Source organism: Pseudomonas sp. GM49, assembly GCF_000282355.1.
In the GTDB taxonomy this organism is placed as follows: Bacteria; Pseudomonadota; Gammaproteobacteria; order Pseudomonadales; family Pseudomonadaceae; genus Aquipseudomonas.
In genome coordinates, this window is the sequence record NZ_AKJL01000283.1 from 1 (window position 1) to 13,439 (window position 13,439).

Annotated in this window: 12 protein-coding genes; 4 read left to right on the forward strand and 8 right to left on the reverse strand. The window is 58.6% G+C overall.

The window, feature by feature from the left end; translation table 11 throughout:
* The 8 genes from tcuC to PMI29_RS04655 form a co-directional block, all read right to left on the reverse strand.
* Positions 1–989 (reverse strand): tricarballylate/proton symporter TcuC (gene tcuC / locus PMI29_RS04690; protein ID WP_008002717.1); only part of this gene is annotated, 989 nt, incomplete at its 3' end.
* Between the two features lie 47 nt (positions 990–1,036).
* Positions 1,037–2,194 (reverse strand): tricarballylate utilization 4Fe-4S protein TcuB, encoded by a 1,158-nt coding sequence (tcuB, locus tag PMI29_RS04685; RefSeq protein ID WP_008002719.1) that lies wholly within the window; start codon positions 2,192–2,194, stop codon positions 1,037–1,039.
* Positions 2,181–3,635: an FAD-dependent tricarballylate dehydrogenase TcuA gene (gene tcuA / locus PMI29_RS04680; protein WP_008002721.1), complete on the reverse strand. Its 1,455-nt coding sequence runs from the start codon at positions 3,633–3,635 to the stop codon at positions 2,181–2,183. Before tcuA ends, tcuB begins: the two co-directional genes overlap by 14 nt.
* Before the next feature lie 168 nt (positions 3,636–3,803).
* Positions 3,804–4,739, reverse strand: a complete 936-nt coding sequence (locus PMI29_RS04675) for a LysR family transcriptional regulator (RefSeq protein ID WP_008002723.1) — start codon at positions 4,737–4,739, stop codon at positions 3,804–3,806.
* 147 nt (positions 4,740–4,886) lie between these two features.
* Complete coding sequence (locus PMI29_RS04670) at positions 4,887–5,483, reverse strand: helix-turn-helix transcriptional regulator (RefSeq protein ID WP_238541690.1); 597 nt, start codon at positions 5,481–5,483, stop codon at positions 4,887–4,889.
* A gap of 218 nt (positions 5,484–5,701) precedes the next feature.
* On the reverse strand, positions 5,702–7,027 hold the full coding sequence (locus PMI29_RS04665) for an MFS transporter (RefSeq protein WP_008002728.1): 1,326 nt from the start codon (positions 7,025–7,027) through the stop codon (positions 5,702–5,704).
* Between the two features lie 42 nt (positions 7,028–7,069).
* A complete protein-coding gene (locus PMI29_RS04660; protein ID WP_238541691.1) occupies positions 7,070–7,240 on the reverse strand; it encodes a DUF2783 domain-containing protein in 171 nt (56 codons plus the stop codon).
* Between the two features lie 8 nt (positions 7,241–7,248).
* Positions 7,249–8,961 (reverse strand): FAD-dependent monooxygenase, encoded by a 1,713-nt coding sequence (locus tag PMI29_RS04655; RefSeq protein ID WP_008002731.1) that lies wholly within the window; start codon positions 8,959–8,961, stop codon positions 7,249–7,251.
* A gap of 479 nt (positions 8,962–9,440) precedes the next feature.
* Here PMI29_RS04655 and PMI29_RS04650 point away from each other — a divergent pair, with 479 nt between their 5' ends.
* The 4 genes from PMI29_RS04650 to PMI29_RS04635 are packed head-to-tail and all read left to right on the forward strand — an operon-like array spanning position 9,441 to position 13,400.
* Positions 9,441–10,265 (forward strand): aspartate/glutamate racemase family protein, encoded by an 825-nt coding sequence (locus tag PMI29_RS04650; RefSeq protein WP_008002733.1) that lies wholly within the window; start codon positions 9,441–9,443, stop codon positions 10,263–10,265.
* Entirely contained in the window at positions 10,262–11,641 is a 1,380-nt protein-coding gene (locus PMI29_RS04645) for an FAD-dependent oxidoreductase (protein ID WP_008002735.1), read from the forward strand. The genes PMI29_RS04650 and PMI29_RS04645 overlap by 4 nt, the downstream gene beginning before the upstream one ends.
* Positions 11,642–11,643: 2 nt before the next feature.
* Entirely contained in the window at positions 11,644–12,432 is a 789-nt protein-coding gene (locus PMI29_RS04640) for an electron transfer flavoprotein subunit beta/FixA family protein (protein WP_008002737.1), read from the forward strand.
* Positions 12,429–13,400: an electron transfer flavoprotein subunit alpha/FixB family protein gene (locus PMI29_RS04635; protein WP_008002739.1), complete on the forward strand. Its 972-nt coding sequence runs from the start codon at positions 12,429–12,431 to the stop codon at positions 13,398–13,400. Before PMI29_RS04640 ends, PMI29_RS04635 begins: the two co-directional genes overlap by 4 nt.
* Positions 13,401–13,439: the final 39 nt, after the last annotated feature.

Consider the following 13,439-nt stretch of genomic DNA (forward strand, 5'->3'; position numbering starts at 1 on the left):
GCCGCCTCTGCCAGCCAGTGCATGGCGGGATAGGCGGTGAAGATGCACAGCAACGATATCGCCAGCAACAGTGGCCGACGGCCAATCCGGTCGGAAAGGGCGCCGCCGATAGGCAGCCAGATAAAGTTGCTAATGCCGACCAGCAGTGTGACCACCAGGCTGTCGGTGGTGCTCAGGTTCAGTACTGTCCTGCCAAACGTCGGTGTGTAGACCGTAATCAGGTAGAACGTGGTGGTGGTCATGGACGCCAGCAAGCCGCCCGCCAGTACGGTGCGCCAGTTATCACGCATCGAGCGAAAAACTTCGCGAGTGGTTGGGCGATGGCTGCGAGCAGTGAAGGCAGCGGTTTCTTCCAGTGAGCGGCGAATAATGAAAATGAACGGGATGATCACGCAGCCAATGAAGAACGGAATACGCCAGCCCCAATCGGCGATCTCAGCGGCTTGCATCGTGGCATTGATCGTGTAGCCCAACGCGGCCGCGACGACGATCGCCACCTGTTGGCTGGCCGATTGCCAACTGGTGTAGAAACCGGTGTGACCGGGGGTGGAAATTTCCGCCAGATACACGGAAACACCGCCCATTTCTGCTCCGGCGGAGAAGCCCTGGAGCAGCCTGCCCAACAACACCAGAATCGGTGCCGCCACGCCGATGGCGGCGTAGCCCGGCACTAGGGCGATCAATACGGTACCGGCGGCCATGATCGACAGCGTCACGATCAGCCCCTTGCGACGGCCCACCTTGTCAATGTACGCCCCAAGCACAATGGCGCCTAACGGACGCATCAGGAATCCGGAGCCGAAAACCGCGAAGGTCATCATCAGCGACGCGAACTCGCTGGTGGCTGGAAAGAAGGTCTGGGAGATGTAGGTCGCGTAGAACCCGAACAGAAAGAAGTCGAACTGCTCGAGAAAATTACCGCTGGTGACCCGCAAAATGGCGCCCAATTTGGAGCCCTTGGTTCGGGTTGTTGCCGTTGTCGTTTTCATGGCTACGGTTATGCTCACTATTGTTTTTGGAATGAGTGTTTTAATTGTCAGTCGCTGCCGGCGTTGATCGGGTTGGGTTGACGCTTCTCGATGGCGTGTTTGAGCAGCGCTGCGCTGCGGAATATTCCATGGGCGAATTTGCTGTAGGGCATGGTCAAGAAAAACGCCATGACCAGGCCCAGATGGATAGCCAACATCAAGCCCAAGGCGCTGGTTTCACGCAAAGCCAGTAGCGCCAGGCCGCTTGCGCTGACCAGAAACAGCAGTGCGATGAAGCCGCGATCCATGGGTTTTTGGTTCTCATCGCCGTGCGCAGGGTTGCGACGCAGGTTCAGCCAAAGAAGACCCGCCGGGCCGATCAGCAGGCCGATGCCACCGGCAATACCCAACATCACCGGCAAGCTGAAGATCGGATAAGGCGCCGACCACTTCAGCAGATAGTGAAAGAGCGTGGCGACACCGGTGGCGGCGAAGCACAGCATGAAGCCGTAGAAGGTGAGGTGGTGGAATCGGCGTCGCCATAAGGTGAATTGATCGTCAGCGTTGTTGCAGCCTTCGCCATGGCCGCCGTCCAGGTATTTGAGCTTCGTGACGCTGGCCGTAGCCTCCAATGCAGCGGACGTTTTCAACGGCAGTGGCGCTGCGACCGGTGAAACGTTGCGCCAGAAGCGCCGTACACCCATGGTCAGGGCAAGTACCGCAAAGCCGAACACTGAGCCGAACATCAGCGCCAGGGTGTTATGCGGGAAAATCTTGTAAAAGTTGCCCCCGGGAATGGCCGTGTACAGGTTGCCCATGAGCATCAGGGTCAGGCATAAAAACAAGGCCAGTCCCCCACCTGAAGCCAGTGCCAGGGTCAGGCCGTTGCGCTGATACAACCTGCCCATCACTTGCGGCCAGGCGTATTCGGCGTAAGTATCCAGGCGCACTTTGGCCATGGCTTTGGGTATGTTGACGTCGAATTCGTGTGGGGCGGCGTACTGACAGGCGTGCAGGCACGCGCCGCAGTTATGGCACAAGTTCGCCAGGTAATGGATGTCGGCCTGAGTGAATTCCAAACGCCGGGTCATCGCAGGAAATACCGCGCAAAAACCTTCGCAATAACGGCAGGCATTGCAGATGGTCATCTGCCGCTGGACTTCACTTTCGTCAAGATTCAACACGGGGATCAACCCGCCCGATGCTTGGGGATCAAACAGTTGCATGTCGAGACTCCGAGTTTGCAGATGAGACGCCAAAGCCCACTGAAGCGGCCGCCTGCACACCGGCGATGCGGCCAAACGCGGTACCGATGGCCATGCCGATGCCGGCGGTGTAGCCCTTGCCCAGAACATTGCCGGCCATCATTTCACCCGCGACGAACAGGTTGGGGCTCGCTTTGCCGTTGAAATGCACGGCAGCGGTTTCGTCGGTGGCGAGGCCGAGGTAGGTGAACGTGACACCCGGTTTAAGCGGGTAGGCGTAGAAAGGTGGTTTCACCAATGGCCGCGCCCAATGGGTTTTGGCGGGCAACAGTCCTTGGGTGTGGCAGTCGTCCAGCGCCGTGTGATCGAACGTGCCAACGCGGCAGGCGCTGTTGTAGTCCTCGACAGTCTTGACGAATTTTTCTTGAGGCAGCTTCAACTGGCGGGCAAGGTCTTGCAGAGTATTGGCGGTGGTTCCGGGAAAGACCGGTGGCATGAAGCGGCCGATGGCTTGTTGATCGATGATCGAATACGCCTGCTGACCGGGTTGTCCGGCCACCAGACGCCCCCAGATCGCGTAACGTTTTGGCCAGAAATCCTCACCTTCGTCGTAGAAGCGTTCGCCATCACGATTGACCACCACACCCAGCGATACGCAGTCGATTCGGGTGCAGATGCCGCCGTCGTAGAGTGGCGCGCGGGCATCAATCGCGACCATGTGGGCTTGCGTCGGATCGCCGATCACATCTGCGCCAAGGTCGAGCATGCGCTGCAGCAAAATGCCAGTGTTGAATCGGGTGCCCCGGATCAGGAAATTATCCGATGGCCATTCACCGCGTTCGTTCTGACCCCAGGCTTCGCGCAGCCATTCACGGTTGGATTCGAAGCCGCCGGCCGCCAACACGCAGGCCCGGGCTTCAATGCGTTCTGCGGCGAAACGCTGACCATCTACCTCATGTTCGCCCACATGGGCGGCGACGAATTTCCCCTCATCCAACTCGATGTCGGTCACTTGCGTGTTGTATCGAACTTTTACACCCAGGCGCTCGGCGCTGCGGAAATACGCATTGACCAGCGCTTTGCCGCCGCCCATAAAAAAAGCATTGGTCCGCGCCACGTGCAGCGCGCCGGACAGCGGTGGCTGAAAATGCACGCCGTGCGAACGCATCCAATCGCGGCAAGAAGACGATGCCCGAATGGCAATGCGTGCAAGCTTTTCATCCGTGAGGCCACCGGTAACCTTCAACAGGTCTTGCCAGTATTCTTCTTCCGGATAGGCATCGATCAGCACGTCCTGCGGTTCGTCGTGCATGCACCGCAGGTTACGGGTGTGTTGGGAGTTGCCACCGCGCCAGATTTTCGGAGAGGCTTCCAGCAGCATCACGCTGGCGCCCGCTTCTCGCGCCATCAGAGCGGCGCACAAGGCAGCGTTGCCACCCCCTATGATTAAGACATCGATCATTATCGCTCCTCGATTTGCAAGGAAGCGGGAACGAAGTGCTCCTTGCGAGTGGGGAGAACGATAGGGTGGGGACGGAGTGGCCGAAAGGCTGCTTTTGACGCGGGGTGTTTAGTTTTTCTAAAGGCTTTGTCGTCAGGAGAGACTTATGTGTCCGGGGTTGAAGGAGGATTACGCGTCTACCCCTTCTATCCACGTAGCTCCAGGCCACTGTTTGTCGACGACCAACTGTCGCGCCACATCGACGATGACCAACCGCGTTGCCAGCGCTGCCGGAGAGAGTTCGTCGTCAGCCAGCGTCGCCAGAAGATTACGCCGGCCCACATGGGGGTCGGCAATCCTGATCAGTGAAAGTCCGGACCCGTCTTTCAATGCTGCGGCGGCCCCCGGTTGTATCGTTGCCGCATGACCGGCCCGAACGGCGTTCATCAAAACAGCGAGACCGTCGACTTCCATAATGACATTGGGTGTTAGCCCGACCCGCTCGAACGCGCTCATCAATGCCGAGCGCAATCCATGTTGCGCGCTGGGCATCACCAGCGGTAAGCCGCCGAGGTCTGCTAACTGCACGCTATCACCAGAAGGCGCTTGAGGCAGGCTGGGCGAGGCAATGACAAACAACTTTTCATCCAGTAGCGGAGTCACGCTCCAGCGTTTACCCCCTTCGAGCTGGAATAGGATGGCCAGATCGATTTGCCGTGCGTTGAGCTGCGCCGCCAGGTGGCCAGAAAGCATTTCCATCAAATGCAGTTGTATATCCGGATAACGCGCACGCATTGCGTTGATCAACGGCAACGCGAGCACCGTCGCGGTAGTCGGTGGTAAGCCGACGCTGACATAACCGCTCATTCGCCCGCGATGGGCGGCCATGATTGCGTTTTCCGCCTGGCGTAGCGTCAACTGGGCATGGTGTAAAAACGCAAATCCGGCGCTAGTGGGCGTCACGCCGGTAGAGGTTCGATTCAGGAGGCGGGTGCACAGTTCGCTTTCCAGCTTGGAGATTTGCTGACTGAGGGCTGACACACCAACGTCCAGTTCAAGTGCCGCACGCCCCAGGCTGCCAAGCTCGATGATTTTTACGAAGTAGCGCAGTTGTCTCAATTCCAATGTGGCTGCTCCCAGCGAATTTGTTGTTCAAATACTTGAACGTTTGCCACGCAAGTTACGAAGTCGGAATAGCCACCCATGGCTAGCGGTGAATGAAAGATGCTCAGACTCGCGGTTTTTCGCCAATGCTCAGTATTCAACGCCTGTTCAGGACCAACGACCTCTCACTACCAGCCCCAGCAATTCTCGATGTCCGCTGACTCCCACCTTTCGATAAAGTCGCTTGATGTAGGTAGCGGCGCTTGAGCGCTGGATGCCCATCAGGGGCGCAATGTCTTCCGCCCCCAGGCCACTGAGCAAATGCCTGAGCAGTTCACGGTCCCGACGAGTCAGTTCAGGATAGAGCAACTCGACGCGTTGACTTAACAAGGACGGCATCTGATTGGCTTCGATAAAAGCGCGATAGTGCAAACGCGTGACTTGAATCAGTAACGGCGCAACGGACTCGATAAATTCAATTTCGTGCTGATTGAAATTGCCGTGCTCACGACCTCGATAGAAGTTGATCGACAGCCAGGCCCCGCCCTCTTCCTGATGATTGAGCAAGGCCATGCGCTGAGATATTTGTGGTTGCTCGTAGCAGACCCGCCGATAGTCACGATGGGTGATGTCTTCAACTGATTGAAGTTGAGCCAGGATTCGCGCGCCGCCGTATTTTGACCGATGGTCGAGCATCGCTTGGCGGTTGCCGTCCAGGCTGTGAAAACGCTCGACGTAGTCCCGAGAGATACGCGATATCTGCACGAGTCTTGCCTGATCGGAACACGACAACACCTGCGGCTCCTGGCCTTGCGGATAAGCGAAAATTGTACATTGAGCCAGCGGCATTTCACCCCGTACCAGGGTCAGTAACTCTGCCGCCAACCAGGTTCGGCAGTCCTCGCCTACCCGAGCCAATAGATGAGCAATTTCCCCCGTCGTCAATGGGCTCTGATGGTAAACGTTGGTAAGCAGCCAGTGGTTCATTCAGGGATGAGTTCACGTGATGAAGGTTGGCGTTCGTGGGGTAGTGTGCGTACCAGCATTGCAGCCACCAGTAACAGCAGCGCAGCGTACAGACAACCGGCGGTATAGGTATGGGTAAGGTCTTTCAGCCAGCCGACCACTAAGGGGTTAAGGGCAGACCCCAGATTACCCACTGCATTGATCACCGCGATGCCCACCGCCCTGGCTTGAAAACTCAATGAGCGATCCGGCAGGGTCCAGAAAATCGACATGGCCGTGTAGGAGCCCGTCGCCGCCATGCAGACCCCGGCCAGCTGCACGATCGGCTCACTCGACAGGGCCGTGCAACACCAGCCTGTTGCAGCCAGCAGCATTGGAAGCGCCAGGTGCCAACGCCGCTCCTGGGTCAGGTCCGAGTGTCGGCCCCAGAGGATCATGCCAATGATGGTGCATATTTGCGGAATTGCCGACAACAATCCGATCAGCGTATTGCTCTGGCCAGTGCTGAAGCTCTTGACGATCAACGGCGTCCAGACTGCGATCATCGCCAAGGTGTTGACCAGGCAAAAGTACACCAGACAGAACAGAATCACCGATGGCGACAGCAACTCACGTCCCCAGTGAGCGTGAGGGGAAGGTGCCTGACGGTCACGCTCGATCAACTCGGCCAACTGCAGCTTCTCATCGTCGCTCAACCAGTGTGCCTTGCGCGGCTGATCATCCAGATAACCGTACACCGCCAGACCGAGTACGACGCTGGGTAGTCCTTCAAGAAGAAACAGCCATTGCCAGCCTGCCAGGCCCCAGTGGCCATCCAGCCCCAAAATGGCGCCGGACAAGACCGAGCCAAAGCCCGCGGTAAACGGCATGGCGATCATGAACAGCGCATTGGCGCGAGCCCGGTACGCTGCTGGAAACCAGAACGTCATGTACAACAGCACACCGGGCAGAAATCCTGCCTCGGTGATACCAACCAACGCACGCAACCAATACAGGCTGGCCGCGTCATGCGCAAACAGGGTAGCTGTCGACGCGAGTCCCCAAGCAATCATCAGGCTGCCAATCCAGCGACGGGCGCCGAGTTTCGCCAGGGCCATGTTGCTGGGGATGCCGCAGGCGATGTAGGCCAGGTAAAAAATCGTCGTTGCCATACCGAACTGGGTACTGCTCAAACCCAGGTCGTCCATCATCGTCAGCCCGGCGAAGCCGATGTTGATACGGTCCAGAAATGAAAAAACGAAGCAGATGAAAAGAAACCATAGAAGGCGTTTCGAAACTTTGGCAATGACCGGCGGTTGAGCGCCGGCCTCCCCGCCAGGGGTCACAGCAGGACGGGATGGCATAGGGGTGATCCTGTTCTTGTAATTATTGGCTGGCGCGAAGTTTTACAGGTCTTGTCCGGCGCATTCGATCAGTGCGTCGAAGCGCTCGGCATCGTTCAGTGCCTCGGCCGCCAGTAGTGCCAGCTTGACCAGAAACAACTCGCTGTCGTTACCCGTACGATCAATCGCCTCGGCAAGTCGGTCATAGGCGCGTTCGAGGTCTGTTAGGTTCATTGACTGGCTCATGGGTGGTCACTCCCGTTGTGGCCAAGGGCCTGGTTCAATCCATGGCGCAAATGCTCGCCATCCAAATGCAACCAGCGCGCGCAGACATGCTGGTCCGGGCGTGCCAGATAGGCGGCGCCTGCGTGCTGCACGCCGTAACGCGTGCTGAACAGATTGTCGCAATCGGCCAGAGTCAGGTCGGCGTGTTGCACCTGAAGGACTCCATTCATGGCGATCGCGATCACTTGTATCGGCAGTCCCTGGCTGCGCAGAGCCTGGACTTGTGCAACAACTTCGACATCAAGTGCCGCCGCGTCAGTGAAGCAAATCAAATGATAAGCGGGCGCCAACTCATCGAAGAGATAGTGCTGCTCTGCCAGACGTACATTCAGCAACGGTGCACCGTTGCGCGGCCCGCCGGTAAACAATAGATTATCGTCGTTCACTGCGTTGAGTTGTGAATCGGCATAATCGTGAGCCCTTGAAGTCCGCCAGTGATATAGCGGGCGAACGAACTCACGGGTCAACGACAGCGATAGCACCGCATCGCGCAACAGTCGATAGCCGCGGCTAGGCGGCGCCATGAACCGCGTGCTCTTGCCTGCCTCTTCAATGATTTCACGAGCAACCTTGACCCGTTCGTCACTGTAAGAAGCCAGCAGTCCGGCACCGGCAAGGCCTTTGATGTGGAGTGCCAGTTTCCAGCCCAGATCATGGCAATCCTGGAATCCAGTATTGGCACCGCGCACGCCGAAGATCGGCAACAAATGCGCCGCGTCTCCGGCAAAAATCACTCGCTCATTGATGTACTGCTTCAAGGTTAGCGCCCGGGCCGAATACACCGAACTCCAATCCAGCTCCCATTCAGGGTTCTCGACATTAAGCATCGCCAGTTGTGCATTGATGCTCTCGCGCAAGGAGTCGGGGTGCAATGCCTGCTCAGGTGTTTCGTCCGCAGGCAACTGGTAGTCGATGCGCCAGATATCCCCGGGCTCTCGGTGCATTAATACGGTGTTGCCGGGGTTCCAGGAAGGATCGAAAAAAGCGAGGCGTTCGGTCGGCAATTCGAGCTTGATACGGATGTCGGCAATCACGAACCGTCCTTCATAAGACGCCCCTTCAAGCTTGAGCCCCAGCATCGAGCGCAATCCGGAGCGGGCGCCATCAGCGGCCACCACCCAATCGGCCTTTAGGGTATAGGCATCGCCCGGGGTATCGACTTGTAACCTTGCGTGGTCGGTGTCCTGCTCGATATCGATGACTTTATTGCCCCAACGCAATTCGATCAGCGGCTGTGCCTGGGCAGCCTCTACCAGATGTTGCTCGAGGTACTGCTGTTGCAAGTTGGTCATCGGCGCAAAACGATCGTGCTCGTCAACCGGGGCTTCCATGCGAAAAACCCGCTGGCCGCGGTAGTACGAATTGCCGAAGCGCCACGGCAGACCTTGCTCGGTTACCGCCTCGGATACCCCCACTTGCTGGAAAATCTCCATTGAGCGACGGGTGAAAACAATTGCGCGGCTACCTTCACAGACTTGCTGTTGAGCGGCCAGAACAGTGCTTCTGATACCGTAGCGCGCCAATTCGAGCGCCAGCGTCAGGCCAATAGGTCCAGCACCCACAATCGCAACGGGCGAGCGATTGACGATGCTTGGGGAAGGTACGAAAGCAGGATAAACCTGATAGGGAAAATACAGAGATTGATGGGGTACTATTTGAGGCTGATGCATGGTTCGGCGGCTCCCGGTTTATTGTTATCGGGGACAAATCTTGTCTTCGAACCACTCTAAACCCGAGCGCTCAGAAAGATGTCCCCTCAAGGGGACATCTTTCTGAGCGCTCGCATTGTTCAACTACTAAAAAATCGCCAACCGGTAGTGCGCTCGAACTACGAAGACCTTGATAACGAAGACACTCTCAATAGCACTACATCCTTTCATACCTCGGGGAAAACTCTCTTTGGCAATACGCATTTTTAATGACGCATACAGATCGATTTAGCTTCCAGGCAGGTGACGAACTGACCCATATGCCGACGCCTCGGCCACTCGTGGATATTGCAATTTTTCTGAAAAGCCCCTTCGGCGCCAGCGCCTATTCCCCGCTGCGATGCCCTGCCGATAATTCCTCATCGAAATTCGCCATGGTGCCTGATGATCTGGCCGCAAGGTTGGTGCTCTGAGTACCTGGCTCTTGAATGAGGACTCGCATGAGCATTCGTATCTGGCATCAAAGTTTCACTGTTCTGAGCGACCTGGGCGCTTACGACGAGGCCTTGCGTGCGCATTTTCGCAGGGTGGCCCGGCCGGACACCGTGGTCCATATGCATGGGATGCGTCCGGGTACCTACCGCAACCACTATCCGGGAGACGACATCAAGTATTCGGCCCTGCAGTATCTGCATGGCCTGCAGTTCATGGCGGCGGGCATCAATGCCCAGCATCAGGGTTTCGACGTCTACGCCATCAGCACCTTGCCAGAGCCTGCCCTCAGGGAAACGCGCAGCCTGCTGGATATTCCGGTGGTGGGCTATGGCGAATCGGCGATGCTGACCGCGTGCATGCTCGGGCGTACGTTCGGAGTTCTGGTGTTCATTGACGAGTTGGCTGAGCAGGTGACTGAAAACGCTGCGCGCCATGGCCTCGCCGGGCGGTTGACGGAAGTGCGACATGTTGGCTTTCGCTTTGCCGATGTGTTGGCAGGCTTCAACGATCCCGCTGAACTGATCGAACGTTTTCGCAGTGCTGCGCGAGGCCTGATCGCCAAAGGCGCTGAAGTGATCATTCCCGGCGAAGCCCCGCTGAGCGTACTGCTGGCAACCCACGGCATTAACGAGGTGGACGGTGTGCCAGTGCTCGACTCGCTCGGCGCCTGGGTCAAACAGGCGGAAAGCATGGTGGACTTGCGGCGCGCCAACGGTACACGCACTTGCAATCGTGGCTATTTTTCAGCCCAACCAGAGCCCGAGCGGGTTCGGGAAATCTTCGACTTCTATGGTTTGGGCTCGTTCATTCAAGCAGGAGATCAGGCATGAATCGTTATGAATGTGATCTGCTGGTGATCGGCGGCGGGCTGGCGGGTTTCAGCGCGGCCCTGGCAGCTGCCCAAGCGGGCTTGCAGGTGATAGTGCTGGAGAAGACTGCGCAAACCGGCGGGTCATCGGCCATGAGCGGCGGATGCCTGGCGTTCGCCGGCACCGACCTGCAGCGTGCGCACGGTATCGAAGATTCGTCGCAATTGCTGTTCGACGACCTCGTCGATGTGGGCAAGGGCGAATGCGACGAGGCACTGGTCAAGTTGTACACCGATCACCAACTGCAGACCTACCAGTGGCTCAAGGACAACGGCGTGGTTTTTACCGATGTCATCGAGGCCGCCTCCGGGCAGTCGGTGCCACGGGTGCACAACGTGGACCCGGCCGACATGGTGCGCCAACTGCAACAGGCGGCGCTGGCAACACAACAGGTCGAGGTCTGGTTGCACAGCCGTGCCCGCCGTCTGTTGCGTGAGGACGGTGGCCGTGTGTTGGGGGCGAGCGTCGAGCGAAACGGGGAAACGGTCCAGGTCCTGGCTCGTAGAGCGGTGCTGCTGGCCAGCGGCGGGTTTGTCCAGGACCGGGCGTTGATTCACAGCTTTGTCCCGCAGTACGACAATGCGGTGTTTATCGGTGGCGAAGGCAATGAAGGCGACGGCCTGCGCATGGCCTGGGCCTTGGGTGCGGATGTGCGCGACCTGCCGTACATCAAGGGCACGTTCGGTAAACACCCCATGGACGAGCATAATCACCACGCTTGCCTGGCGGTCTACAAGGGCGCCATCGCGGTGAACCAGGAAGGTCGGCGATTTGTCGACGAGTCACAGTCCTACAAGTTGCTCGGCGATGCAGTAATGCAACAGAGCTACGGTGTGGGCTATCAGATCCTGGATCAGGACATCATGCTCAGCGGTGACAATCAGGTGCGAATCCTCGACTTCACTCGGCGCCTGGAGGAGGGGCTGTTCGTTGAGGCGCAGACGTTGCAACAACTGGCGCGTCTGATCGAAGTGCCCGAGGACGTGTTACTCGCCGAAGTCAGTGCCTATAACGATGCCGTGCGCCAGGGGCAAACCCCCGCGTTCGGTCGTCAACACCTGGTGCATCATCACGGTCATCTGCGCACCATCGAGCGTCCACCCTTTTATGCCTACCCCTCAACGGCGGCGGTTTTCGGCACCTACTGCGGCGTGATCGTCGACATGGATTTGCACGTGCTCGATGTGTTCGGCGAACCCATCACCGGGTTGCTGGCGGCGGGCGAGATGATCGGCGGCTTCCACGGCGCTGCCTACATGACCGGTTCGGCCCTGGGCAAGGCGGCGGTGTTCGGGCGCCTGGCCGGTGCCAGCCTGGGCAATGCGAGTGAGGGCTGAGCATGAAAATTCTGATCCTGCTCGCAGGTGTGGCAGATATCCGCTACCCGTTGCATCCCATCAGTTTGAGTAGCGAATCGTTGATCCAGGAGCAGGGTACACCCCGACGCCTGCTCAGCCCGTTCGACGAGGCTGCGTTGGAGGTGGCGCTCAAATTGCGCGATGCTCGACCTGAAACACAGATCGATGTGTTGCTGCTCGACGGCTGCAACAGTGAAAACCTGTTGCGCAGTGTCGCGGCGTTTTGCCCCGATTCATTGCGCTGCCTGCAGCTTCAACCGTGCCAGCTATGGGATGGGCGCCAGACAGCGGTGCAGATCGCCGGGCTGATCAAGCGCGATTACCCTGGGCATGAATTGATTTTGCTGGGACGAGAGCTGGGCGATCTGGACGAAGGCAGTATCGCCGTTTTGCTGGCGCGTCGACTGGGCCGACCACAACTGGCAATGGCCCAATATGGCCAATGGCAAGACGAACAGTTGTGGCTGATGCGCGAGCGTGGTACCTGCGAAGAGTGGTTACGGGTCGATCAGCCGATGTTGGCGAGTGTGACCAATGATCGACGCAACAAGCTGCGGCATCCGCTGATGAAAAATGTCATGCACGCCAAGCGACTGACCTTCACCCGGGTCACGGCATCGACGCCGGCGCGCGTCGGACTGACGTTGTCGCAGCTGGAGATCGCACCGGTTATTGCGCGAGGCGGGCAGTGCCGGCTACTGAGCGGCGACGTTGCGGAGCAGGCCAAGGCGCTGGTCGGTTGGCTAAAAGAGCAAGGGGTCAACTCATGAGCAGACTGCTGGCGGTCATTCCTCAAGCCTGGGGTGCCCAGGCACTGGAAGCGGCACTCGGTGCGGCGCAGCAGGTCAGTGCCGGGGAGGCTTTTGCGGTTGTGCTGGTCAGTAGCCAGCCGAGCGCCGCGCACGCGCAACTGGCGACGAGGGCCGGGGCGCAATTGGTTTATCAGGCCGTGCACGAAGCATTGGGCGAATGCGACGAGCCGCAGGTTTTGGTGGCTGCGGTCGCCGAAGCGCTGCGGGCGATTCCCCGTCTGGGCAGTGAAGTACCACTGGTGTTGCTGCCGCCCGGTCCTCAGGGTGAGGAACTGGCGGCATTGTTGGCCGACTATCTGGATGGGCAAGCGTTGGGTCGTTGTGTCGCACTGCAGCTTGCGGATGACGCAGTGCTGGCCGAGCGCGCGGCCTGGGGCGGGCGCATGCGCCTTGCTTTGCGAGTTGACAACCGACCGGCATTTGCTTGTCTACGCGCCGGCCGGCCGCAGCTTAAGGCCGAGGCCTCGGCTGATATTTTCAATCTCGAACTGCATGGCAGCTTGCCCAAGGCGTTGACTCTGGATAAACGCGAAAGCGGCCAACGCCTGCCGCCTCTGGAGGGCGCCAAGCTGGTGGTGTCCGGTGGACGTGGGGTCAATGAACAAGGCTTTGCCTTGCTTGAGGAGTTGGCGTTGAACCTCGGTGGAACCTTGGGCGGCAGTTTGCCGGCCGTGGATGCGGGTATGGTGCCAGTGCTGCGGCAGGTCGGCGTGTCAGGCAAGTTTGTCAGCCCGCAGATCTATCTGGCGGTGGGTATCTCCGGCACGTTGCAGCATCTGGCCGGGGTCAGCCTCGACAGCTGCATCGTGGCCATTAACCAGGATCCCGAGGCGGACATTTTCAAGGTCGCCAGCCTGGGTATCGTTGCCCCTTGGGAAACCTTACTGCCGGCGTTGCTTGATGGCCTGCGTCAGTTGCCCGAATAGAGTCAGCTGCAAGCGTTGAACAAAAAATGCCAGCCACCC

Coding starts and splice junctions, on each gene's coding strand:
- PMI29_RS04635 (WP_008002739.1), top strand. CDS start 12,429: ATGAGCAGACTGCTGGCGGTCATTCCTCAAGCCTGGGGTGCCCAGGCA.
- tcuA (WP_008002721.1), bottom strand. CDS start 3,635: ATGATCGATGTCTTAATCATAGGGGGTGGCAACGCTGCCTTGTGCGCC.
- PMI29_RS04645 (WP_008002735.1), top strand. CDS start 10,262: ATGAATCGTTATGAATGTGATCTGCTGGTGATCGGCGGCGGGCTGGCG.
- PMI29_RS04665 (WP_008002728.1), bottom strand. CDS start 7,027: ATGCCATCCCGTCCTGCTGTGACCCCTGGCGGGGAGGCCGGCGCTCAA.
- PMI29_RS04640 (WP_008002737.1), top strand. CDS start 11,644: ATGAAAATTCTGATCCTGCTCGCAGGTGTGGCAGATATCCGCTACCCG.
- PMI29_RS04650 (WP_008002733.1), top strand. CDS start 9,441: ATGAGCATTCGTATCTGGCATCAAAGTTTCACTGTTCTGAGCGACCTG.
- tcuB (WP_008002719.1), bottom strand. CDS start 2,194: ATGCAACTGTTTGATCCCCAAGCATCGGGCGGGTTGATCCCCGTGTTG.
- PMI29_RS04655 (WP_008002731.1), bottom strand. CDS start 8,961: ATGCATCAGCCTCAAATAGTACCCCATCAATCTCTGTATTTTCCCTAT.
- PMI29_RS04660 (WP_238541691.1), bottom strand. CDS start 7,240: ATGAACCTAACAGACCTCGAACGCGCCTATGACCGACTTGCCGAGGCG.